23 protein-coding genes and 1 riboswitch are annotated in these 25,341 nt (G+C 30.3%); all 23 genes read left to right on the forward strand.

The features are described 5' to 3' along the window. The first annotated feature begins 1 nt into the window (after position 1). The 23 genes from F3K33_RS05650 to glf all read left to right on the forward strand — a co-directional run bounded on the left by F3K33_RS05650 (position 2) and on the right by glf (position 25,286). Positions 2-820, forward strand: coding sequence for an acetyl-CoA carboxylase carboxyltransferase subunit alpha (locus F3K33_RS05650; RefSeq protein ID WP_017210848.1), 819 nt, complete (start codon positions 2-4; stop codon positions 818-820). Between the two features lie 599 nt (positions 821-1,419). Beyond that, a complete protein-coding gene (locus tag F3K33_RS05655) occupies positions 1,420-2,982 on the forward strand; it encodes an AAA family ATPase (RefSeq protein ID WP_039771291.1) in 1,563 nt (520 codons plus the stop codon). A gap of 48 nt (positions 2,983-3,030) precedes the next feature. Then, complete coding sequence (locus tag F3K33_RS05660) at positions 3,031-3,444, forward strand: HutP family protein (RefSeq protein WP_039771289.1); 414 nt, start codon at positions 3,031-3,033, stop codon at positions 3,442-3,444. 712 nt (positions 3,445-4,156) lie between these two features. Beyond that, a complete protein-coding gene (locus F3K33_RS05665) occupies positions 4,157-5,173 on the forward strand; it encodes an ABC transporter substrate-binding protein (protein ID WP_039771287.1) in 1,017 nt (338 codons plus the stop codon). Continuing rightward, positions 5,173-6,075 carry an ABC transporter permease gene (locus F3K33_RS05670; protein ID WP_011968423.1) on the forward strand — a complete coding sequence of 301 codons (903 nt, stop codon included), beginning with the start codon at positions 5,173-5,175 and terminating at the stop codon, positions 6,073-6,075. The genes F3K33_RS05665 and F3K33_RS05670 overlap by 1 nt, the downstream gene beginning before the upstream one ends. Next, positions 6,041-6,835 carry an ABC transporter ATP-binding protein gene (locus F3K33_RS05675; RefSeq protein WP_011968424.1) on the forward strand — a complete coding sequence of 265 codons (795 nt, stop codon included), beginning with the start codon at positions 6,041-6,043 and terminating at the stop codon, positions 6,833-6,835. The genes F3K33_RS05670 and F3K33_RS05675 overlap by 35 nt, the downstream gene beginning before the upstream one ends. A gap of 1,136 nt (positions 6,836-7,971) precedes the next feature. Next, the gene (locus tag F3K33_RS05680) at positions 7,972-8,670 is read left to right on the forward strand and encodes a YveK family protein (RefSeq protein WP_023973408.1); all 699 of its coding nucleotides are present in this window, start codon (positions 7,972-7,974) and stop codon (positions 8,668-8,670) included. A 12-nt stretch (positions 8,671-8,682) separates the two neighbouring features. Beyond that, positions 8,683-9,399: a CpsD/CapB family tyrosine-protein kinase gene (locus tag F3K33_RS05685; RefSeq protein WP_039771285.1), complete on the forward strand. Its 717-nt coding sequence runs from the start codon at positions 8,683-8,685 to the stop codon at positions 9,397-9,399. Between the two features lie 672 nt (positions 9,400-10,071). Then, positions 10,072-10,836 carry a tyrosine-protein phosphatase gene (locus F3K33_RS05690; protein ID WP_084670541.1) on the forward strand — a complete coding sequence of 255 codons (765 nt, stop codon included), beginning with the start codon at positions 10,072-10,074 and terminating at the stop codon, positions 10,834-10,836. An 89-nt stretch (positions 10,837-10,925) separates the two neighbouring features. Beyond that, positions 10,926-11,008, forward strand: a riboswitch (cyclic di-GMP riboswitch). A 78-nt stretch (positions 11,009-11,086) separates the two neighbouring features. Further along, positions 11,087-11,758 (forward strand): sugar transferase, encoded by a 672-nt coding sequence (locus F3K33_RS05695; protein WP_039771283.1) that lies wholly within the window; start codon positions 11,087-11,089, stop codon positions 11,756-11,758. An 821-nt stretch (positions 11,759-12,579) separates the two neighbouring features. Further along, a complete protein-coding gene (locus F3K33_RS05700; protein WP_039771281.1) occupies positions 12,580-13,410 on the forward strand; it encodes a DUF4422 domain-containing protein in 831 nt (276 codons plus the stop codon). 51 nt (positions 13,411-13,461) lie between these two features. After that, positions 13,462-14,358 (forward strand): glycosyltransferase family 2 protein, encoded by an 897-nt coding sequence (locus tag F3K33_RS05705; RefSeq protein ID WP_039771279.1) that lies wholly within the window; start codon positions 13,462-13,464, stop codon positions 14,356-14,358. 13 nt (positions 14,359-14,371) lie between these two features. Continuing rightward, complete coding sequence (locus F3K33_RS05710) at positions 14,372-15,481, forward strand: glycosyltransferase (RefSeq protein ID WP_039771277.1); 1,110 nt, start codon at positions 14,372-14,374, stop codon at positions 15,479-15,481. 15 nt (positions 15,482-15,496) lie between these two features. Beyond that, on the forward strand, positions 15,497-16,243 hold the full coding sequence (locus F3K33_RS05715; protein WP_039771275.1) for a DUF4422 domain-containing protein: 747 nt from the start codon (positions 15,497-15,499) through the stop codon (positions 16,241-16,243). Positions 16,244-16,450: 207 nt separating this feature from the next. Further along, positions 16,451-17,680, forward strand: coding sequence for a hypothetical protein (locus F3K33_RS05720; RefSeq protein WP_039771273.1), 1,230 nt, complete (start codon positions 16,451-16,453; stop codon positions 17,678-17,680). Positions 17,681-17,704: 24 nt separating this feature from the next. Continuing rightward, the gene (locus F3K33_RS05725; protein ID WP_039771271.1) at positions 17,705-18,829 is read left to right on the forward strand and encodes a polysaccharide pyruvyl transferase family protein; all 1,125 of its coding nucleotides are present in this window, start codon (positions 17,705-17,707) and stop codon (positions 18,827-18,829) included. Positions 18,830-18,841: 12 nt separating this feature from the next. Next, the gene (locus F3K33_RS05730; RefSeq protein ID WP_039771269.1) at positions 18,842-19,462 is read left to right on the forward strand and encodes an LbetaH domain-containing protein; all 621 of its coding nucleotides are present in this window, start codon (positions 18,842-18,844) and stop codon (positions 19,460-19,462) included. Then, positions 19,452-20,414 carry a Coenzyme F420 hydrogenase/dehydrogenase, beta subunit C-terminal domain gene (locus F3K33_RS05735; protein WP_051144822.1) on the forward strand — a complete coding sequence of 321 codons (963 nt, stop codon included), beginning with the start codon at positions 19,452-19,454 and terminating at the stop codon, positions 20,412-20,414. Before F3K33_RS05730 ends, F3K33_RS05735 begins: the two co-directional genes overlap by 11 nt. Then, positions 20,414-21,793: an oligosaccharide flippase family protein gene (locus tag F3K33_RS05740; protein ID WP_039771267.1), complete on the forward strand. Its 1,380-nt coding sequence runs from the start codon at positions 20,414-20,416 to the stop codon at positions 21,791-21,793. The genes F3K33_RS05735 and F3K33_RS05740 overlap by 1 nt, the downstream gene beginning before the upstream one ends. An 18-nt stretch (positions 21,794-21,811) precedes the next feature. After that, entirely contained in the window at positions 21,812-22,924 is a 1,113-nt protein-coding gene (locus F3K33_RS05745) for an NAD-dependent epimerase/dehydratase family protein (protein ID WP_039771265.1), read from the forward strand. Next, complete coding sequence (locus F3K33_RS05750) at positions 22,921-23,955, forward strand: acyltransferase family protein (protein WP_039771263.1); 1,035 nt, start codon at positions 22,921-22,923, stop codon at positions 23,953-23,955. The genes F3K33_RS05745 and F3K33_RS05750 overlap by 4 nt, the downstream gene beginning before the upstream one ends. Before the next feature lie 19 nt (positions 23,956-23,974). Beyond that, positions 23,975-24,178: a 4Fe-4S dicluster domain-containing protein gene (locus tag F3K33_RS05755; RefSeq protein ID WP_039771260.1), complete on the forward strand. Its 204-nt coding sequence runs from the start codon at positions 23,975-23,977 to the stop codon at positions 24,176-24,178. Between the two features lie 7 nt (positions 24,179-24,185). Further along, positions 24,186-25,286, forward strand: coding sequence for a UDP-galactopyranose mutase (gene glf, locus F3K33_RS05760; protein ID WP_039771258.1), 1,101 nt, complete (start codon positions 24,186-24,188; stop codon positions 25,284-25,286). Positions 25,287-25,341: the final 55 nt, after the last annotated feature.

Here is a 25,341-nt window from a genome sequence, read left to right on the forward strand (position 1 = left end):
TATGGATAAAGATTTTATGAAAATTAATGTAACACCATGGGAAAGTGTTGAAATAGCAAGGCACAAAGACAGACCATCTGGGCAATATTATATAGAAACTATATTTAAAGATTTCATTGAATTTCATGGAGACAGAAACTTTGGTGATGATCAAGCTATAATTGGTGGAATCGCATCTATTAATGATATAAATGTTACAGTTATAGCAATAACTAAAGGATCAAATACTAGTGAGTATATAAAAAGAAATTTTGGAATGCCTAATCCGGAAGGATATAGAAAAGCATTAAGACTTATGAAGCAGGCCGAAAAATTTAAAAGGCCAATAATTTGTTTTATAGATACTATGGGAGCATTTCCAGGTATGGGAGCAGAAGAAAGAGGTCAAGGGCAGGCTATAGCAAATAATCTTTTTGAATTAAGTAGATTAAAGACACCAATAATTTCAATTATAACAGGTGAGGGCGAAAGTGGAGGAGCTTTAGCTTTAGCAGTTGCAGATAAAATATTTATGTTAGAACATTCTATATATTCAGTTCTTTCACCAGAAGGATTTGCTTCGATTCTATGGAAAGATCCAAGCAGAGTTAAAGAAGCAGCAGCAGTTGCGAAAATTACTGCTAAAGATTTAAAGGGTTTTGATATAATTGACGGTATCGTAAAAGAACCTAGGGGTGGTGCACATAAAAACCCTGTTAAAACAGCAGAGGTTCTTAAGAAAACAATTGTAGATAGCTTGTTAGAATTAAAAGAAAAAGATTTAAATGAACTAATAGATAATAGATATAATAAATTCAGAGCTATGGGAAACTTTTATTAATTTTATAGTATGAATCTATAGATATCCACTAAGACCTGAACTTATTCATATAACTCGCCGAAATGAATAACATACTTTTATTCCAGTTTCTGGTTTGAAGATATTTCATGGTGTAAGTATAGTTTATGATTGTGTTATCTATATAGATAAACAATTTAAGAATTAGACTTATTAGATGAACATATTTACAAAGTTACTAAAACTTTAAGCTCATATCTTCACTAGAAATCATAAATATATTTGTGGAGAAAACATTTGAAAATGAGCTGTTAAAGGGTCTTAGCTGTAGGTTGTTCCATTTTAGCTTGTCAAACTGAAAGTTGGAGCATGCTAAAGTGGATACAACCTGCTGCTTAGAACCTTCAGCGATATTTTCATAGCTTTTCGGAATCAAAATATTTATGATTTCGGTAAGGTATCACATAAGTCTAGTTTTAAAGTTGGATATCTATAGCTTATAATTGATTTATATATGGCAAGATTTAATATAGGGGCTAAAGGGTAGAGAAATACTCTTTAGCCCTATTTTTTGTTTTATTAAAATAACTTATAGGATATAATATAATAAATCAGTTAAAGATCGGTGGTGTGTATAGAGTATGAAGAAAAGGTTTAATAGTACTGGGGTTTGTGTTTCAAGAAAATACTATATGGTTGACATAAGTAAGAAAATTGAACAAATAAAGAAACTTATAGATAATGAATTTTATTTTACTATAAATAGGCCTAGACAATATGGAAAAACGACGACTTTGAATGAGATAAATAATAGATTAAAGGATGTATATTTAGTTATAAATATAAGCTTTGAAGGAATTGGAGATATCGTATTCGAAGAGGAAAAAAGTTTTTGCAACAAATTTTTGAAGCTAATAATTAAAGATCTAGCATTTGTAGATAAAGAAGAAAGCAATAGGTTAGAAAATTTAAGTAGAGAGATTAATGACATTGAAGAATTATCAGAAATAATAACAAAGTTCGTTGAAAAAGCTAAAAAGGAAGTTGTTTTAATTATAGATGAAGTAGATAAAAGCTCAAATAATCAGTTGTTTTTAAGTTTTCTTGGAATGCTTAGAAATAAGTACCTTGGGAGGGAAGTTGGAAAGGACTTCACTTTTAAAAGTGTCATTTTGGCAGGGGTATATGATGTGAAGAGTCTAAAATTAAAAATTAGAAATAAAGAGGAAGCTAAATATAATTCCCCATGGAATATTGCTGTTGATTTCAATGTGGATATGAGTTTTTCGCCCAAAGAAATAGCTACTATGCTAAATGAATATGCAATAGAAAATTCTTTATCTATGGATATAGATAAACTTAGTGAAGAGATTCACTTTTTTACAGATGGATACCCGTTTTTAGTTAGCAGGCTATGCCAAATTGTAGATGAAAAAATTTATGAATTGGATAAAGGGCCTTGGGAGAGTGAAGATATACAAAAGGCAGTTAAAATTATTTTAGAAGAAAAAAATACTTTATTTGATAGTTTGATTAAGAACTTAGAAAACAATAAAGAATTTTATGATTATATTGAAGACATAATAGTAAATGGAAACGATAAGGGGTTTAATAGCTATAATCCAATTATAGAAATTGGAAGCACATATGGTTATTTTAAAAATAAAAACGGAAAAGTATCTATATCTAATAAAATATTTGGAGAAATAATATATAATTATATGATTTCAAAGCTTGAAAATAATTATAACAATATAGAAGAGTATAACTTTAAGGAAGCATTTATAAAAAAAGATGGTGGCTTAAATATAGAAAAAATACTTAAGAGATTTCAGCATTTTATGAAGGAGCAGTATTCTTCTAAAGATAGTGAGTTTATAGAACATCATGGGAGATTGTTATTTTTAGCATTTATAAAGCCTATAATAAATGGAACAGGATTTGATTTTAAGGAAGTTCAAGTTTCAGAAGAGAAAAGATTAGATGTAGTTATAACCTACAATAAATTTAAGTATATAATTGAGATGAAAATCTGGAGAGGCTTAAAATACCACGAAAAGGGAATCGAGCAACTTTGTGATTATTTGAATATACATGATTTAAATGTGGGATATTTATTAGTTTTTGACTTTAATAAAAATAAAGAGTTTAAGGAAGAAAGATCTAATATTAATGGAAAGGATATTTTTCAGGTATATGTTTAAGTTAATCAGATCAATGTTATAGGTTTAGATTGATTGGAGAGTGTAAAAATGGAAAGCAATAGTACAAGAGTTGCGAAGATAGCTACTAAAATGGCTATATGTGATAGACATGAAGAAGAGCATTTAAAGAAAGTATATGCAGAGAAGGGAATTAAAGTTACCGCAGTAAATGTAGGGGGAAATATAAACTCATCAATATCTAAAATACTCGAAAGTGCATTAGTTGCTGCAAAAAGAAACGAGTTAATAAGAGAAGAGCATTTGCATGAAGGTGCTGTTATAGGTGCAACTAGAGATGCGGTTATTCAAGTTGCAAATAGAGCAAATGGCCAAAATATAGGTGGGAAAATCGGAATAGCTAGAGGTGGAGAACATATTTCAGTATGCATATTCTTAAGTATTGGACTTCTGCACTTAGATGAAGTAGCTATAGGAATAGGGCATAGGTCATTACCTTTATAAATTTTATAGGCGGAAAAATAGTTCGTTGCTATTTTGGTTATTGTCCTTTTCGGTATATTGAATATTTAAAGATATAAAACAAAAAAGGTTCTAGGCTACAAGGTTGCATCCGTTTTAACAAGTCGCACTTTCAGTGTAACAGACTAAAGTGGAAAAACCGTAATGCTAAGAGCCTTTTTTATTTTTTAGGAATTTATATTTCAGCAAAATCTGTTGATAACTTAAAGAAGTTGATTGAATAGTTTTGGCATTTTAAAAAGAATAAAAAAGAAATCTTATTCGCCTGCCAAGTTTTTCTCACATGCGTTCGAAAAGGCAGATGCGTGAAAAAAATCTCCTGCTCCACAGTCGCCTGCGATTTTTTTATGCTTTATTTTTAAATGATTTCTTCATATATATGTATACTGTAATTTCTGTAGTCATAAGATGTTTATAATTATAGTAAAGATTATTACTTCTAAAACTTAGAAAACATATAATTATAATTTTTACAATAAAAAACTAAAAAAGCTTGCAAAGTATAGACTGTAACTTTACAAGTATTTCAAAATATGATATCATAACTTAAAAGATTTATAAATTATTATCAATTTATTTGAATATTTATCATAAATATAGATATATATTTATGATTGTATTTATTGAGAAGGTAGTTGGCATTTTGGAGTATAGTAGGAAATTGATAATAAGAATATAGTAGGAGGATAGAAATATGGTAGGAAAAAAGAAAGCAGCCATGCTGCTATGTACAGTTTTAGTTGGAGGAATTCTTGCAGGATGCGGAAAGAGTGCAACGGATTCTAATAATGGAGGTGCTGCATCATCGGCAGTGAAGAATATTGGAGTGATTCAGTTAGTTCAACATGATGCTTTAGATGCGTCTAATAAGGGATTTGTTGATGGATTAAAAGAAAAGGGATATGAAGAAGGTAAGAATATTAAAATTGAACAACAAAATGCTCAGGGTGAACAAGCTAATGCTCAAACAATTGCTAAGCAATTTACAGATGCAAAGAAAGACTTGATTTTTGCAATTGCAACACCAGCAGTTCAAGCAGCTTATAATTCAACTAAGGATATTCCAATAATATTCACAGCAGTAACAGATCCTGTTAAAGCAGAAGTAGCAAAGGATTGGAAGAGCTCGGGAACAAATGTTACAGGTACATCAGATAAAGTTCCTGTGGACAAGCAAATAGAATTATTAAAAAAATTACTTCCAAATGCTAAAACAGTAGGAGTAATTTATAACACTTCAGAAACAAATTCTGTAACTCAAGTTGATGAGCTTAAAGCAGCGGCAGATAAACAAGGCTTAGCAGTAAAAGAAATTGGTGTTACAAATGTTAATGAGATAAATCAAAATTTAGCAAGTGCTTTAGGTCAAATAGATGTATTATATACACCTACAGATAATACAGTTGCTTCAGGATATGCGTTAGTAGGTAAACTTTGTTTAGATAAAAACGTTCCTATAATAGGTGCAGAAGAAGCAGTAGTAACTAAAGGTGGACTTGCTTCTATAGGAATAGATTATTACAAGCTAGGAAAAGAAGCTGGATATAAAGCAGCAGAAGTTTTAGATGGAAAGAAGCCATCAGATGTTGAAATAAGCACATTAAGTGATATGTCATTTACTATAAACACTGATGTAGTTAAGAAATTAAATATAACACTTCCAGCAGATATAGAATCAAATTGTAAAAAGGTAACTGGAGGCGTTGAGTAGTGGGTGTTTTAATAAATATTTTAGAACAAGGGCTGCTATTTTCATTAGTTTCAATCGGAGTATATATAACTTATAAAATTTTAGATTTTCCTGATTTATCAGTGGACTCTACATTCCCACTTGGGGCTGCAATTTCCGCAGCTCTTTTGGTAAATGGGGTTAATCCATGGATTAGTATAATAATAGCAACCTTAGGTGGAGCATTAGCTGGAGGAATAACAGCATTTTTGCATGTTAAGCTTAAAATAACAAATTTAATGGCTGGAATATTAGTAATGATAGGATTATATTCTATTAACTTAAGAATAATGGGAAAAGCAAATGTTCCATTATTTAATACTCCTAATTTATTTAAGTCATCAATTCCGGCTATAGTAGTGATTTTGATAATGGTTATTGTAGTGAAAATACTATTAGATTTATATTTAAAAACTAAATCAGGATTTTTGCTTGTAGCTGTTGGGGATAATGAACAAGTAGTTTCATCTCTTGGAGTAAATAAAGATTTGGTTAAAGTGTTAGGTCTTATGATAAGTAATGCATTAGTTGCACTTGCTGGGGCACTAACTGCACAATATCAAGGATTTAGTGATGTTGGAATGGGAACTGGTACTGTTGTAATGGGGCTTGCGGCAGTAATTATCGGAACATCATTATTTGAGAGATTATCTTTTATTAAAGTGACTACCTTATCAATACTAGGGGCAATCATATACAAGGCGGCAATAGCAATAGTATTAAAACTTGGATTAAATGCCAATGACTTAAAATTAATGACAGCCATAATTGTAGTTATAGCATTATGTTCTAATAGCGGTGTCTTGAAATTTAAGAAAAGAAAATCTGTTATAGGAGGTAGTGCTAAAGATGTTAAAAGTGAAACAACTATCCAAAGTGTTTAATCAAAATACAATAAATGAAAATAGGGTTTTTGATAGATTATCATTGGATGTTAAGCAAGGTGATTTCATAAGTATAATAGGTTCAAATGGAGCAGGTAAATCAACATTGTTAAATATGATATCTGGAACTCTTGAAGCAGATTCAGGATCAATATTATTAGATGGTGATGAAGTTATTAATAAACCTGAATATGCAAGATCAAAGTCCATTGGGAGAGTTTTTCAAAATCCATCAATGGGTGTAGCACCTAATATGACAATATTAGAAAATATCGCTCTTGCAGATAACAAGGGGAAATCCTTTGGGCTTAGCTTTGGGATAAATAAAAAGAGGATAGATTATTACAAAGAGATGGTAAAAGAACTTAATTTGGGGCTTGAAGATAAGCTTTATAATAAAGTGCAGCTTTTATCAGGAGGACAGAGACAGGCTTTAACTCTGCTTATGTCAGTAATGTCTAAACCTAAGTTATTATTACTAGATGAGCACACAGCGGCGCTAGATCCTAAAACATCAGAAATAATAATGGATATAACAAGAAATATAGTAAAAGACAGCGGAATAACAACACTTATGGTTACCCATAATCTTAAACATGCTCTTGAAAATGGTAATAGACTTTTCATGATGCATAGAGGCAAGATTTTAGTTGACGTCAAAGGTGAAGAAAAAGAAAAATTAGATAATAATAAACTTCTTGGACTATTTGAAAAAGCTAATGGAGCAGAAGCTTTAAGCGATAGAACTTTATTTGGATAAACCACCGAAATAAGGGGCATGCATTTACTCCAGTTGCTAAGGATTTAGATGGATGTTTCTAAGAGTATAAGTTGTACCCAAAATGCTAGCCTCAAAAGTAAATTTTGAACTAGCATTTTAGAACAACTTATAATCAAGAAACATAGCCATCAAAATCCTAGATGCAACATTCCGTAAAAGCATGCCCCTTATTTCTAGTGTAGGTATAAAGTAAAGTTATATAGTATTAAAACTCCACTTGTTGCAGCTTATTTTCAAATGCCTGCTGCATAAACATGTATCTCATTTCTGGTTTATGTATGAATAAAGTTTTGTGGGAATAATATTTTTTGAGAATCGGACTATGGATTTCTAAAAGTAAAAGTTGCATCCATTTTTGCATGCTCCTGAGGCACAACTCAGGACAAGCAACAATGGAACAACGTCTACTTAAGAAATCCTATAGCTCTTTTCTCAATGCAACACTACGCAAAAGAATAACTTTTCTTTCTAGTATAGATAATCACTTGAAATTTTTTCCTTATTTTTTGTATTTAAATAATGTTAATATCCTAGATGCAACATGACCTAAAAGCATGCCCCTTATTTCTAGTTTAGATATAAAATAAATTAAAATTCCATTAAAAAATAATAACTATAATGAAGTGGTAAGAAACTTATAGATCTTACTGCTTATTTTTGTTACATATATATCGAAACAAATAACTCCTCATGATGATTCGAAAAAATATCCCAAGAATTATGTCCCTAATAGCGAATTGAAGTAAGAATTGTACACTGTGAATTGTGCATTGAAGTAAGTATTGTGCATTGAATAATGTGAATTTTATAAAAAATATAACAAGTTTAATTACAAAATATAACTTATGGGAAAATTATTGTAAAATATTTTGTTTTTTTGTGTCTAATTTAAATACTAAGTATAATATAAGAAAAAATTATGATATAATGGTAAATAGTGATGTTATTAAATTTAATTAACTATTTAGGGGGAATATTTTTTTGAGAAGATTAATGAAATTAATGATGTGTGTAATTTTAGACTAAACCTTTACGACTGATTATTTGAAAAAATGATTTAAACCGAAAAAAATGGTACATGCATTTAAAAATAGAAATTATAGGGAGTTTGACAGATGAACGAAGAAAACATAAGAATTGAGGAGTCCATTAGGATCGAAGAAATAATAAATATATTATTAAAAAGATGGAAGATGATACTTTCAATAACTTTACTTGCAACATTAACGGCCGGAATTGTTAGTTTTTTTGTAATTGCACCAAAATATGAAGCAAGCACAAAGGTATTTATAGGTAAAGAAAAGACAGATAGTAAGGATCAAAATTATAATAATAGTGATATTCAGATGTATCAGCAATTATTAAAAACTTACGCAGAAGTTATAAAGACTAATGCTCTAGCTGAAAAGGCTATTAATGCTGAAGGTTTTGCCTTAGATCCAAAAGATGTTCTTGATGGCTTAACTGTTACGCCAGCAGCAAACACTCAAATTTTGGAGATAAAATACATAAGTAAGGATAGAAATCTAAGTAAAGAAGTATTAGATTCTATAACAAATCAGTTCATAAAGACATCTACAGAACTTATACCAAATGGTAATGTAAAAATAGTAGAGCCAGCAGAATTGCCTGAAAATCCAGCTAGCCCTAATAAGAAATTAAATATTGCTATTGCATTTTTACTTGGACTTATGATTAGCGTTGGATTAGCGTTTTTATTAGAATTCTTAGATAATACTTTTAAGAGTAAAGAACAATTAGAACAAATACTAGGAATCCCTGTTATCGGTGCAATTCCTGATGATTTGGAATAGGGGGATAAAAAGATGTTTTCAGCAAAAAGATTAAATAAAGCAGTAGCAAATCAAGAATATAAGGGTTTTGTAGTTGAAAAAAAACCAAAGTCAATAGTATCGGAAGCATATAGAACATTAAGAACAAATATTCAGTATTCATCATTTGATAAGACAATTAAAACTATTGTAATTACAAGTGCGGAAGCAGCAGAAGGAAAGTCTACAGTGTCAGGTAATCTTGCATTATCTTTTGCTCAAAATGAAAAAAGAGTTATAATAGTTGATTGTGATTTAAGAAAACCTTCAGTACATAAAAACTTTAAATTATCAAACTTAAGTGGATTATCTGAAGTTCTTATAGGAAAAGAAGATCTAGATAATGTAATACAAAGTCGTAACGAAAATCTTGATATATTAACATCTGGTAAGATTCCGCCTAACCCATCAGAAATGTTATCTTCAACTGCCATGACTAATTTAATACAAAAATTAGGGGAGAAATACGATATAGTAATTTTAGATAGTGCCCCACTTCAAGCTGTTACAGATGCTCAAATTCTTTCTACAAAAGCAGATGGAACTATACTTGTTGTAAGAGCGCAAAGAACAAGTAGAGAATCAGTAATTGATGCAAAGAATTTATTAACTAAAGTTGGAGCTAATATATTAGGAACTGTACTTCATGCAGTAGAAAATACTAGAGGTAAATACTACTACTATTATGGAAGTAGTGAAGAAGGTAAATAAAGTAATATAGATTTACATAATGATCTACCGAAAGTAGAAACATTGTTATTTCGCAGGACTATGAAAATTTCGCTGAAAGTGCTAAATTGCAGGTTGCATCACTACTGCTTGCTCCCAATTTCATTGTGACAAGCAGTAGCTGAACAACCTACAATCAAGCACTTTTAACAGCTTATTTTCAAATGCCTGCTGCATAAAAATGTTTCAACTTTCTAGTGAGAATTCTATATGTAATATAAATTAGTTTTGTGAGTATATTTACCTAAATAAAGGTCATATTATTTGTTCCGGTTACTGAGGATTAAACTGTGAATTTCTAATAGCAGAAGTTGCACCATTTTCGCATGCTCCTGAAACAAGTTCAGGACAAGCAAAACTGGAACAACTTCTGCTAAAGAAATATCCACATTTTAATCCTCTAATGTAACACTTCCACAAAAGCAAGACCTTTATTTCTGGTATAGAGTATATTCAGGAATATATATAGTTTGAAGTATGGATATCTACTTGGGTGGAATATAGATAAAAGATTATAATTTCTAGCGAATTTATTTATCTAATAAGTTGAAGATTTAAATTGGATATCTATGAAGATTAGTTTTGTGAGTATATTTACCGAAAGAAGAGGGAAACTTTTACTGATTTTTTTATTTTTAGAGGAGAGGGATAGTTATGATAGTAGATATTCATTCGCATATAATACCGGGGATTGATGATGGATCTAGGGATATGGAAATGACTTTGGAGATGCTTAGAAATGCGGAAAAAGATGGTGTTAAAGAGATTGTGGCTACTCCTCATTATTTACTTGAGTATGGAGAAGCTACAATTGATGAAGTTAAGAATTATGTGAAGGAAATTAATAATATTTTAGTGAAAGAGAACATAGATATAAAGGTATATAGTGGTCAGGAAGTTTATTATACTGAAAAGATAATAGAATATTATATGCAAGGGAATATTGGAACTATAAATGATTCTAGATATATGCTTATTGAATTTCCGATGAGAAAGTTTGATGAAAGTATATTTGACACTCTTTATGAGCTTCAAGTGAGAAACATAGTACCAGTAATTGCACATCCAGAAAGATATATTCCTATTATACAAGATCCTAAGAATATTAATAAGTTTATTAATGAAGGTTATTTATTCCAAGTAAATGCTGGAAGTATAGATGGAAGATTTGGAGAAAAAGTTCAAAAGACAGCGAATACGCTTCTAAATAATGGGATATATAACTTTATAGGGTCTGATGCTCATAATATTAATAGAAGAAATACTGGTCTTAGTACGGCTTTGGATTTAATAAATAAAAGCACAATCAAGGATGTATTTAAAGATAGTTCTGAAAAAATGCTAAATAATGGGGAGATAAAGTTTTCAGGAGAGAAAATTAAAGAAAAGAAATCGATATTTGGATTTTTTAAAAGATAAATTTATTGTTAAATGTCTAACAATGGGATAAATTTCATGAGATGGATTGTCGAATCAATATTAACAAATTATTAATTATGTGGTATAATCTGTGATAGAGAGACGTTGATCCATATGTTTATCTGGGCACTTTATATATGGTGAGTTATTAGTGCAACCGGCTTTGATTTATGTTAAGGTTGGTTGCTTTTTGTGAATAATAAGGGGAAAATTTGTTCGTTTGGTGATAATGAGCTTTAGGGGGAGTAGTATGCAGCAGTTAGAATTTAACAGTGAGGAAGTTTTGTTTAAAGAACAACTGGAAACGGAAGACAGCAGAATAGGATATTGTTTTTTAAAGAGAACTATGGATGTAGTTTGTTCATCTATTGGACTTATAATTTTAAGCCCAATATTTTTAGTTACAGCTATTTTAATCAGATTAGAATCAGAAGGAAACTCAATCTTTTCACAAGAGAGAGTTGGAAGAAATGGCAAAAAATTCAGAATGTATAAATTTAGATCTATGGTGGTCAATGCAGAAGAACTAAAGGACAAGCTAAGTGCTAAAAATGAAATGAATGGACCAATGTTTAAAATGAAAGAAGATCCAAGAATAACTAAGGTGGGAAGATTCATAAGAAAAACAAGTATAGATGAACTGCCGCAATTAGTTAACGTCTTAAAAGGTGAAATGAGTTTAGTTGGACCGAGGCCATCACTACCAAAAGAAGTGGCGAAATTTGAAGATTGGATGATGGAAAGATTAACAGTTAAGCCAGGGCTTACTTGCTATTGGCAGGTGTCTGGAAGAAGTGATATTGGCTTTGAAGATTGGATGAGATTAGATGTTAAGTATGTTAGAGAGAGAAATACTCTAGTTGATATAAAGTTAGTATTAAAAACATTTGGAGTGTTTTTTGGTGATGAACATGCAAGATAGGAAAATATTGTGAAACTGTATCTGAGATAGAGTTGGATTAATAAAATTAAGTGTAGAAGAGTATATTCTTATGCTATGTGAAACTTTTTATTATGTGTTTTAGAGTTAGAAGAAAATCACTTGCTATGCGAGTGGTTGGAGGCTGGTTATACCGTTAAAAATTATGAGTATTCGCAAAAGTTTTATATTTGGCTATAATTTGATAATATCGCATGAAGATGGTGTAGAAATAATTATATGGAAGAATAGTTAGAAAATTATACTTTATAACTACTTATAGTATAAAAGGATATGATCTAAGTGACAAAATTAGTAATAATACAAATTTGTAAAAACATCTACTATTCAGTTTAAATATATAAAGCAAAAGGTTAACTACTGCTACTTTTTGCTATTATTATCATGTGCTCATTGTTATGCAGAAGCCCCATATGTGATGTTGTTTATATTACATCTTTTTTAGAATAAGAACAGTAGGTATAATCAACGAGCTTGGTTGAACAAGAAGTAAATGAAGTGGTTTTATAATATGGTATTTGAAATTAGGTGAAAGAATAGCTTTCGACAAAGATTTTTAATAATATTTAAAGGCTGGATATAGTGGAAAAAAAATAAATATAAAGAATGGAGTTAGTAAACCTCAAATTCGAAAGAATAAATTAAGAAAACAGAAATGAGATTTAGAAAAAAGATAGTTGTATTATTTTGGAATAATTAGGTACAAAAAGATCAGTGCGATTCAAAGGCTTTGATTTAAGTTTATATTATCTTATCCAAAATGAAGAATGATCTAAAAATATTCACGTAAAGGAGGAGAGAACATGAATGGAGAAAAGCTGAAAGCAAAAATTGTAATTGCAACACATAAAAAATATCGGATGCCATCAGACGATATATATCTCCCTTTGCATGTTGGAGCAGAGGGGAAAACTGATGCGGAAGGCAATGAATTGGATTTTGGTTATGAGAAAGATAATTCTAGAGAAAATATTTCTCAATTGAATTCAAGTTTTTGCGAATTGACAGGTTTATATTGGGCATGGAAAAATCTTGATTATGAATATGTTGGATTGGTACATTATCGCAGACATTTTTCAATGACAAGAAAGTCCAATGAACCATTTGAAAATGTGTTAACATATGAGGAGCTAGCACCTTTGCTTAAAAAGTATAAAGTGTTTGTGCCTAGTAAGAGAAAATACTATATTGAATCGTTATATTCTCATTATAAACATACACATTACTCTGAACAATTAGACAAAACTCGCGAAATAATTAGTATCAAGTACCCAGATTATTTGGCTTCGTATGATCGAATAGTGAAGCAATCATACGGATACATGTTTAATATGATGATAATGCGTAAGGATTATTTTGATAATTATTGTTCTTGGTTATTTGATATTAATTTTAAACTTAATCAAGAACTGGAAATGCCTGAGTTATCTTTTTTCCAAGGCCGCTTTTATGGGCGAGTTAGTGAAATTATTTTTAATGTTTGGTTAGATTATCAAATCACAATTGGAACAATTAAAAAGAATGAAATAAAAGAAATTCCTTGCATTCATATGGAAAAAGTTAATTGGTGGAAGAAAGGGACTGCTTTTTTAATGGCAAAGTTTTTGAATAAGCGTTATGAAGGAAGCTTTTAATTTTACAGTGAAGGTGTAAAATTAAATTATTAAATTTGGGAGTTGTTAACTATGGAAAATAAAGTTGCTGCGGTAGTTGTAACATATAACAGAAAAAATCTATTGCTTGAAAATATTGAAAGTTTATTAAAGCAGACAGTTGCAGATAAATTGACTGTTGTAATAATTGATAATGCAAGTACTGATGGGACAAGAGATAGCATTCAAGCATATATTGATAATAAGCAAATAATATACATAAATACTGGTGAAAATTTGGGTGGAGCTGGAGGATTTCAGTATGGAATTAGGTACGCGACAGAACATCAATTTGAATACATTTGGGTTATGGATGATGACTGTATACCAACAGAAAATGCTTTGGAAGAATTCTTGAATTGTGATCGAAAATTAAATGGACAGTATGGTTTCCTCTCAAGCAAAGTGCTATGGAAAGATAATAATATATGTAAGATGAATATTCAAAGAAAAACGTTGACAAAATATGTTACAGATTTTGATGAAAAATTATCAACTGTTGCTATGGCATCTTTTGTATCATTGTTTATACCAACGAAAGTAGTTCTCAAAGTTGGACTTCCTATAAAGGAGTTCTTTATTTGGACTGATGATTGGGAGTATACGAGAAGGATTTCACAAAATTATTCATGCTATCTGTTAACAACAAGCGTTGTAATACATAAATCTGCTAATAACATAGGTGCGAATATTGCAACTGATGGAGTGGATAGATTGGACCGCTATCGCTATCTATACAGGAATGATGTTTATCTATATCGCCGAGAAAGTGTTAAAGGATTCATCTATGAAGTGATTAGATTGTCAGGACATGTTGCTAGAGTATTAATTAAGTCAAAGAATAATCGATTGAAACGTATAAAAATGATTTTTCAAGGCACAAAAGAAGGATTTAAGTTTATGCCGGATATTGAGTATATAAATGAGTGATATGGTGGGGAAAATGAAAGTATTAGAAGTTTTTGGAGAACCAATATCGAATGGTGGACAGGAATCCTTTGTTATCAATTTGTTATCACACATGAATTTAGAAAATATAGAGGTTGATTTAATGACTCCCTATTATTGTGATAATATGTATTATAAGAAAACCGTTGAGGATTTTGGGGGGAAGATCGTGGCCCTTGGTTTGGAATTTTCTCCAGGAAAGAATCGATTTAATATTAACAAATATGTGGATATGTTTTTGAAGGAAAACAAATATGATGTAGTTCATATTCATTCAGGCAGTATTTCTATACTTTGCATATTAGCATATTATGCAAAGAAAAATGGAGTGAAAAAAGTAATTACACATTCTCATTGTGCAATTGAGAATATCAATATGAAAAACCGAATACTTCGTATTGCAGGGAATTTTGTAATGAGAAAAAATGTTGATTTCTATTGTGCTTGTTCTTTAGTTGCTGGAGAAGCAAAATATATGCCACATATTGTTAAAAATGAAATGATTATATTGAATAATGGTGTGGATTTAAAAAAATTTGAGATAAATCAAAAAGTAAGAAAAAATATAAGGATGAAGTATAATATAGAGGAAAATACATTTGTTATTGGTCATGTCGGAAGATTCAGTTACCAAAAAAATCATGAATATTTAATAAAAATTTTCAATGAGCTTTTAAAAATAGAGAAAAATGCAAAGTTAATGTTAATTGGTTCAGGGGAACTTGAAGAAGAAATAAAAATTTATGTGGAGAAATTAAGTATAGTAAATAAAGTCATCTTTTGCGGAAATGTGAATAATGTACATGAGTACTTACAGGCAATGGACATCTTTCTACTTCCATCTAGATTTGAAGGGTTACCAATTGTTGGTGTTGAAGCGCAGGCGGCAGGATTGCCGATAATAGTATCAGATAATGTATCTAATGAACTTTCTATTGGTAAATCAATAGAATATTTACCATTGTCTGAAAGCGTTCAACCATGGATAGAAGGAATATTGAAGTATAAAGAAGCAGAAAGATATAATAATGCAGCAGCGTTGGAAGAAAAAGGATATGACGTTGACAAAACTGCTGCAAAAGTTCGAGAAATATATTTTAGTTAATGTAAGGAGATAAAAATGTCAATATATATTATAACTCATAAAGCATTTGAGCAGCCCAAAGATGAGGGATACAGAAGTTTATTGGTTGGGGCGCATAGAGGCCATATTTTTGGCGATGAATATGATGATAGTGGAGAGAATATTTCTGAAAAAAATTCAAATTATTGTGAATTAACAGGATTATATTGGCTGTGGAAAAATTGTAAAGATGAATATATTGGAATTACTCATTATAGAAGATATTTTTCAAATCATTTTGGAAACAAAAAAATATTGTCTAAAAAATGTGTTGAAAATAAATTAAAGACTTATGATATAATACTTCCGTTTCATCAGAGAATACAACAGACTATAGAAGAAAATTATTGTGAAGAATCAGGATATAAAAAAGATCTAGATTTAGTTGAAGAAATTATTGGTGAGCAGTGTCCAGAATATTTGAAAACATATCGAAAATATATGAATGGGCATGATATTAGCTTTTTTAATATGATGATATGTAAAAAAGAAATATACGATGATTACTGCAAATGGTTGTTTGCAATTTTATTTGAAGTTGAGAAAAGAGCTGATTTAACGGGATATAATTCATATCAAAAACGCATTTATGGATTTATGGCAGAACGATTATTGAATGTATATGTTAAGCATAATTGTTTTAAGGTGTTTGAAGTAGGTGTGATTAATACTGAAGAAAAATGGCCACTAAAAAAGCGATTTTTAACTGGGTGTAAAAGAGTAGTATTGTATCATTTAAAATAAAATTAAATATTCCATTGATAATAAAATACTATAAGATTTTAATTATGCTATTTTGAGTTTTTTACGCTAATTTGGTGAGATACAATTTCATGTAGAAATTATTTTGAATAATTGACAGATACTATCTGGCATATAACAAGAGAAGATTTGATACTAATGAAAAATATATAATAATCTAATATGATGAAACTATGAGGTGATATTTTAGTGATAAAATGGATTAGAAAATTATTAATGTATATTTTGCTAATAGTAGTAGTTTTGCAGTGTCATTCACTACTTGTACATACATTACCAAATAGATATTTTTTATATGCAATACTAGCGCTTTTATTATTGGCTTTATTGTTAGATAATAAATATAAGATTAAAAATAATATTTTATTTCTAATCGGGTGTTATTTTGCTGTGATGATGATTCTCACTTTAATTGGAGAGTTCCATAATATTGAATTTTTATTTTCGATAGTAGTGGCTTTTATTCTTTTTTTAATATACCTATCAAATAGAAATAATTTAGCTGAAATAATGGAAGCTTATACAAATATTATGGCTATCATTGCTACAATAAGTTTGTTTTTCTTTGTATTCGCATCATGTTTACATATAATACAACCTACAACATATTATCCATACGCAGAAGTTGGCTGGGGAATTCAGAATTATTATGATTTCTATCATTTGTATTGTGAAGGACAAGTAATAGATGCATTTGGATATTCCGGAGTAAGAAATATGGCACTATTTGTAGAGGCTCCTATGTTAGCTTATCCTTTAGCATTTGCATTATATTATGAAATGTTTATGAGAAATAAAGGATACAGAAAATGTATACTTGCTATTATTGTCACTGCGATGATAACTTCATTTTCAACAACAGGTTTTTTGGTGCTTGCAGTATTGTTTTATCTGAAATTTTACAAGGAAATTAGTAAAAATAAAGTAATAAAATTTATAGTTATGCCAGCATTGATATCTATTGTTATTTACAGCATTATTTATATTGTGCAGGATAAACTTGTGAATGGAGTAGTATCAACATCTATTCGTAGTGATGATGTGATTGCATCTATGAAATGTTTCCTTCATAATATGATAACTGGAGTAGGCTATGAAAATATGAAAGGCATTGATCCGTATCGAGCGGAGTGGAGAACAAATGCAGGTTTAAGTACAGGCATAGGTGGTATTTTGGCATATGGTGGTATATTGTGGGGAATGTGGTATGCAATACCGTATGTTATTGCAATTGGAAGTTATATTGTAAACCCAAAGTCACGTAGTAATATGGGATTTGTTATATTGTCGGGAGCGCTTTTATTTGTTACAGTTGTTCAATCAAGAGTATTATGCACAATGATTAACGCTATATGTTGGCTTCTTATCCTTAATTTCAATATCAACATTCCTATAAAAGTAAAAAAAATATTAGATTAGTTAAATTTAGAAGGAGAATGCAAGTTGAAAAAAATCGGAATTATTACTTATCACTCAGCTTATAATTATGGTTCAGCACTACAAGCCTATGCAACTCAGGAAATGGTTAAAAAGATATGTGGTTATGCAGAGCTAATTAATTTCAGAATGAAGGAACAGAGACAGTTTTATAGTCTATATCGTACAAAATATGGAATGAAAACACTGATTAAAGACATTATGCAGTTTCCGCTTCATGGTAAAAGACGTATACGTTGTAATGCATTTGAAAATTTCTTTAATCAATATATGAATTTGAGCAATGAATGCCAAACACCTGATGATGTTGTGAATATCTGGAATAAGTATGATACAATAATCAGCGGTAGTGATCAGATTTGGAATAAACACTCTCAAGAATTAGAGCATAATTCTTGGGAATATATGAATTCATATCTACTGGTTGGTTTTTCGGGGAAAAAAGTGTCATATGCATCATCTGTTGCAAATATGACAGATGATGAATTAAAGAGGATTATTCCGGAAATTTCAAAATTTTCTAGCATTTCAATGAGAGAAAATTCTAGCTCAGTTCATATGGCAGAAATGATGGGAAGAAATATAGAGAATGTTTTAGATCCTACATTTTTGTTAGATAAAGCGGATTGGATTAAATCTCTTAATCTAAAGGAGAACAAGAAGAAAAGATATATATTATACTATTCACTTGGTGGAATTCAACCATTAAAGAAGAATAGAAAGGTGTTAATTGAATTAGCAAACAGTAGACAATGTAAATTAATTATAGTTACCCCATTTGCATTCATTCCTATACAAAATAAGGTGGTTGAAACACATTCAGAATTCGGACCAGTTGAATTTCTTGAAGCTATTTATAATGCAGAAATGGTGGTTACTGATTCTTATCATGGAACAATTCTTTCTGTCAATTTTGAGAAAGATGTATATTCTTTGTGTGAAAATGTTGGATCAGAATTTCGAAAAACTGATATTTTGAATAGAATTGGATTGAACGATAGAATAATATATGATGTTGATAGTCTAATAACTAAGACGTTCGAACCAATTGACTATGGTTATGTAAACTGCGAAGTGGAGAGATTAAGAAAACATAGTAAAGAATATTTGAAGGAAGCGATTGTGTATTGATGGGGCGTATTTATGAATAAATCTAAAATTGTAAAAGTAATACATCCGAAGTTCTATTTATTTAATTATTTTAAGTACAGAAAAGCAATAAAAAAAGATATTGTGTTTAATGCAACATTTAGATGCGGAGATACAAAGTTACCAAATAAAGAAAAACATACGTTAGAATTCAAAACAGTAAAATTATATAGAAAGTATCAAGTGAATATTGGAAATATATGGGGGCATTTCTATAGGTGGAGATTAGAAAAAAACGCAAATAAGACAGGAATAGACTTTCTTGGTAACCCTAATATTGGGGAAGGATTTATAATTGGACATTGGGGAAGGATTATAATTAACGGAAATGCAAAATTTGGAAATGAAATAATGTTAACACATGGAGTTACAATTGGAAGAGATATAAGAGGGAAAAGAGAAGGGTTTCCTAGTTTTGGAAATAGAGTATGTATTAGGGCGAATTCAACTGTTGTAGGTAAAGTTAAGATAGGTGATGATGTGCTTATTGCACCAAATACATTTGTTAATTTTGATGTACCTTCTCATTCGATTGTAATTGGAAATCCTGCTTCAATTCACCATAAAGAGAATGCAACAGATGGACATTTAGGGAGGTTTGGAAATGGAAACTGATAACTATCCACAAGCATTTGCTTGCTATAATGATAATATTGAAATAAGAATGAAAAGTACGTCTGGTGGAATATTTACTTTGCTTGCCGATCATATAATACAGAATTATAATGGTGTCGTATTTGGTGCTGCTTTTGATTCTGATTTTTCAATTCATCATATATGCGTAAATAGGGTTGAGGATTTAGATAAATTAAGGGGGTCCAAATATCCACAGAGTCTAATTGGTGAGACTTATAAAGAGGTGAGACAATATTTACAAGACGGTACAGTTGTGCTATTTGTGGGAACTCCTTGCCAAGTTGAAGGTTTAAAATCTTTCATGGAAAAAGAATATGATAATTTATATTGCATGGATTTTGTATGTCATGGAGTAGCGTCCAATACAGTATGGAATGAGTATGTAGACGAATTATCTAAGTCTGGCACAATAAAGAATATAGTTTTTAAGAGTAAACCAAAGGGATGGAAAAAGTGGTATTTTAGTGTTGAATATGTAAATCACAATTATCAAATTAGAGGATGCATGAATAAATTTATGAAATCATATTTATCCTATTGTAATATTAGACCATCATGCTTCAACTGTCATTTTAAAGGATTAAATAGAAATAGTGATTTTACTATTTCAGATTGTTGGGGTATTGGTGAGGAAAATGAAAAGTTGAACGATGATTATGGCTTATCAGCATTATTAGTACAAAATAGTAGAGCATTGGAAATATTCGAAGAGATAAAGGATAATTTGCATTATGAAAGGTATGATTCAGAGACTTTAATGGCAGGAAATTGGACTGCAGTATCTTCGGTGAAAAAAAATGATTCTCGAGATCTTTTTTTTGAATTTGTTAAAGAAAAAGGAGGAGTCAAGGCCATTGATAAATTTTTCCGTCCTTCAGCTAGAGAGTGGTTCTGGTATTTTCGTGCGCGATTATTAGGAAAGGAAAAATAATGAATAAGAATTATAATGAGCTTAAGAGAAATACAATAATTATTGCTATTGCAAATATGGGGAGCAAAATCATTGCCTTTATTTTAGCACCTTTGTACTCCTATTTTATGACAGTTGCGCAATATGGAATAATGGATTTAATCAATTCGACAATGGGGCTTGTATTGCCTCTACTTTGTCTTGATATATATGAAGCTACTTTTCGTTATTCAAATGATAAAAAATATGATAAAAAAAAGGTATTTAGTTCCTCCTTTGTCATTAGTTTGCCTGGAATTTTGGTATGCTTCATGATCCCATTCTTTACCTTTAGATTTGACTTTTCGCAACAATATATAATAATTGTTTGTATATGTGCAATACTAGGGTCTATAAACTTCATTATGGCTCAATATTTGCGAGGCTCTGATAAGATGTTTCTTTTTGCATTATCAGGAGTGGTTTCTTCTGTTTCTTTACTTTTTTCAAATTGTGTTTTTATGGTTTTACTAAACCAAGGATTGTATGGTTGGCTATTATCTTTTCTGATAAGTAAAATAGTTGAAACAATATATTTAGGAATTGCATGTAAAATAACTAAGAACTTTTCTGTTCATGCCATAGATAGAAAATACATGAAAGAATTTATTAAATTCTGCTTACCATTATTGCCAACAGCGACAATGTGGTGGATTATGGATTTGTCTGATCGATATATGTTGACTTTTTTTATGGGAACAACCGCCACTGGTATATACTCTGTAGCTAATAAGTTACCCAATATATTAAGTATTTTTGAGAATATTTTCTATCAAGCATGGCAAACAACCGCTATTAATTCAATTGATAATAATGATAGAGACAGACTATATTCTGACGTTTTCAACAATTATTTATCTGTTATGGTTGTTGGACTTCTTGGAATATTAGTTATAACTAAGCCAATGATTTTAGTTTTGTTTGCAGAAGAATATGCATCTGCATGGTTATATGTTCCATTATTAATTTTAAGCGTAGTCTTACATGCATTAAATGGGAATTTGGGTTCTTTGTATTCTGTATTTAAAGATACCAAAGGAGCACTATATTCTACTCTTATTGGTGCTGTAACCAATATTATTCTAAATATCATTTTTATACCGGTGTTGGGGATTATGGGGGCAGCGTTAAATACATTGCTAGGTTATTTTGTAACCATTGTTTATCGTTGGTTTGATACTAAAAAATTTGCAAACATAACTCTAAATATTCGTGAATTATACATATATGTATTACTCGTGGGAATTCAGCTTTTTCTATATTATATTTCAGGGATATGGTCATATATAGTTAGATGTATAATACTGATAGTCTTGCTGATTAGCAAGAGGAATTTGTTCTTAAAGATGTTAAAAAAATAATTTTAATAGGGTGAGAAAATGAAAATACTAATAATAGGTGGAAGTGGAATATTATCAACGGATTTTACTAAAAAATGTTTGGATGAAAATAACGATGTATATTTAGTTAATAGAGGAAAAAGAAAAGAATTTATAGACGAAAGAGCTAATTTAATTATTGCTGATTGGCGATTAGAATCTGTAGATGAATTGAAAAGAAAAATAAATTTAAGAAAATATGATGTTGTAGTTGATTTCCTTAGTTTTACAGTAGATCAAATGAAAAAAACTCTTTCTGTAATCTATAAAAAATTTTCACAATATATTTTTATTTCATCTGCAACTGCTTATATAAAGCGTAATGAGAATGAAATCATTTCAGAAAATACGCCTGTAGGTAATGAGAAGTGGGATTATGCATATAATAAGTCATTGTGCGAGAAATATTTAAAGGATCAAGATATAAATTATACAATAATAAGACCATATGTAACATATGGTGATTCTAGAATTCCGTTTCAAATAATACCAGATGGATTTAATTTTACTTTAATACAAAGAATTATTGAAGATAAACCCATTGTTTTACTTGATGGAGGGTCTGCAATATGTACCCTGACACACACAATTGATTTTTCAGAAGTTTTGTATAAACTACTTTGTAATAGAAATGCTTATAAAGAAGAGTTTCATATAACAAGCACGTATACATATACATGGAGGGAAGTTTACGAAACTTTGTGTGAAATATTGAGAAGAAAATCGAAAATGTTTTCTATTTCTTTAGAAATGGTGGAGAAATATATTCCTGAGTACTATCAGATTTTAAAAGGGGATAAGGGAAGCAATATGAGATTTGATAATACAAAAGTTATGAAGGCAATTGAAGGATATGAGTTTTCGATAAGTTTATCAGATGGACTTAGGAAAAGTGTAAACTACTTTTTGGAAAATAAAAAAATGCAAAGTATAGACTATAAATGGGATGGGAAAATAGATTATTTTATTAAGAAAGAAATTCATTACTCAACAGAATGCATTAAAGGAAGGAATCTTTATAGTAATAAAGTCGTCTTTTATTATATTATGAAATACCAACCATTTAGAAGGGTATATGAATTGGCGAGAAAGGTGAAACATATAATAAAATGAATAATATTTCAAACAGTTTAACAAGTAAGTCAGATAGAATTAACCTAGTAAAATCAATTGCATCCTTAATGGTAGTAATATTACATGTGATTGAAAATGGGGATGGGGCAGTGCAACTCTGTTTTTATTTATTAGGTAGCTTTGGAATACCATTGTTTTTTATGCTAAATGGTTATCTGCTATATAGTCGAGATATTACTTTTGATTATATAAAGAAGAAAGTTATTAGAATACTACGTTTTGTTATCCTTTGGGGAATTTCTGTTGGGGTAATAGAATCTATTATTAATCACGATGCGTTATATTTTCTAAAAGTTTGTATAGGTGCATTTATAGGTAAATCAGATTTGTTTCATTTATGGTTTCTGTCTGCTCTTGTAATTATTTATGTGTTTTCTTTGATTATAAATATACTACTAAAAAACAAAGGGTATAGTATTCAAAAGATAATTACAAAACCAGTAATTAGTGGACTTATTCTATTGTTGTTCATTATTTTTTTTGTTGATATTATTCTTACGATAAATGGACTTCCAGAGATTAGGGAAATAGTGCCTGCTCCATTAAGGTTATGTACCAATGGAAGCTACTTCTTTATTGGTATGTACATAAAAAAGAATGAGAAGCTAAATGTTGGTATTTGGGGTAAAATAGACATTTTAGTTTTTGTGATTTGCTGGTTGTGTGTATGCATGTTAGCGATAAAATTGCATATTGTTTGGGCATCTAGTTATTATGATTTTATACCTGTTGTTTTTGGGAGTGTAATATTAATGAAGAACATGGTGAATTGCTCTATTCATAATGATATGTTTTGGAATATTGCAAAGCGTATAGCACCAACAACTACAGGAATATGGATTTTGCATCCATTTATATACAAGATAGCGAACAAATGCTTGATATATTTTGGCTTAAAACAAAATATAGGTATTCGTATTATTGAAGTTGTATTTATATATGGTATTTGCAGTATTATTACAGTTGTTTTATTAAAAAATAGAATATTGAGAAAATACGTTTCAATGTAAAGAAGGTGAAGTGAAAAAAATGAAAGAATTACCTATTTTGTTCGGTGAAAAAGAATTGTGCTGTGGATGTTCTGCATGTTATGCAATTTGTCCTAAGTCTGCAATTTATATGGTTTTGGATGAAGAGGGATTTCCATATCCTAAAATTGAAACTGAAAAATGTGTACGATGCTATAAATGTATAGCAGTGTGCCCTATAAAAATTAAGGAAAGGTCAAGGTAATAAAGTTATGAAATATGATTATTTAGTAGTAGGAGCAGGTCTTTACGGAGCAATATTTGCGAATGAAGCAAAAGCACAAGGTAAATCTGTTTTGGTAATTGACAAGCGTCCTAATATTGCTGGAAATGTCTATACAGAAGAGATTGAAGGCATCAATGTTCATAAGTATGGTGCACATATTTTCCATACCAATGACAAGAAGGTGTGGGATTATATAAATAAGTTTGCAGAGTTCAACCGTTTTACGAATTCCCCAGTAGCAAATTATTATGGTGAATTGTATTCTTTACCATTTAATATGTACACCTTTAATAAGATGTGGGGGGTTGTGACTCCTGAAGAAGCAGCTGCAAAGATTGAAGAGCAGAAAAACCAAGCAGGTATTACTGTACCAAAGAATCTTGAAGAACAGGCTATATCTTTGGTTGGAACTGATATATATAATAAATTAGTTAAAGGATACACTGAAAAGCAGTGGGGACGTCCTTGCGATCAGCTTCCAGCATTTATCATCAAGAGACTTCCGGTTCGTTTAACTTTTGATAATAACTACTTTAATGCTTTATATCAAGGTATTCCAATGGGTGGCTATACAAAGATGGTTGCTAATATGCTGGATGGCATTGAGGTACAGCTTGGCGTGGACTATCTAGAGAAGAAAATAGAATATGATGTAATGGCCGACAAAGTTATTTACACTGGAGCTATCGACGCTTACTTTGATTATAAGTTAGGAACACTGGAATATCGTTCTGTACGCTTTGAGACAGAGGTTCTGGATAAGTCAAACTTCCAGGGGAATGCTGCTGTTAACTACACAGATGCGGAGACACCTTGGACACGTATAATTGAGCATAAATGGTTTGAATTTGGAACGCAGCCGAAGACGGTCATAAGCCGTGAATATAGCTCTGAATGGAAGCCTGGTGATGAGCCATATTATCCGGTTAATGATCAGAAGAATAGTAAGCTCTATGAAGAGTACAAGAAGTTAGCAGAAAACGAAAAAAATATTATTTTCGGTGGACGTCTTGGTGAGTATAAGTACTATGACATGGATGCTGTTATTGCATCTGCGTTGGATATGTGTGAGAGAGAGTTAGTATAGTTCTGCTGTCTAATATTAGGAGGAGAAAATCAACTATGCTGAGTAATCAAGGAAA

It is taken from the genome of Clostridium beijerinckii, from assembly GCF_008705175.1.
GTDB lineage: Bacteria > Bacillota > Clostridia > Clostridiales > Clostridiaceae > Clostridium > Clostridium beijerinckii.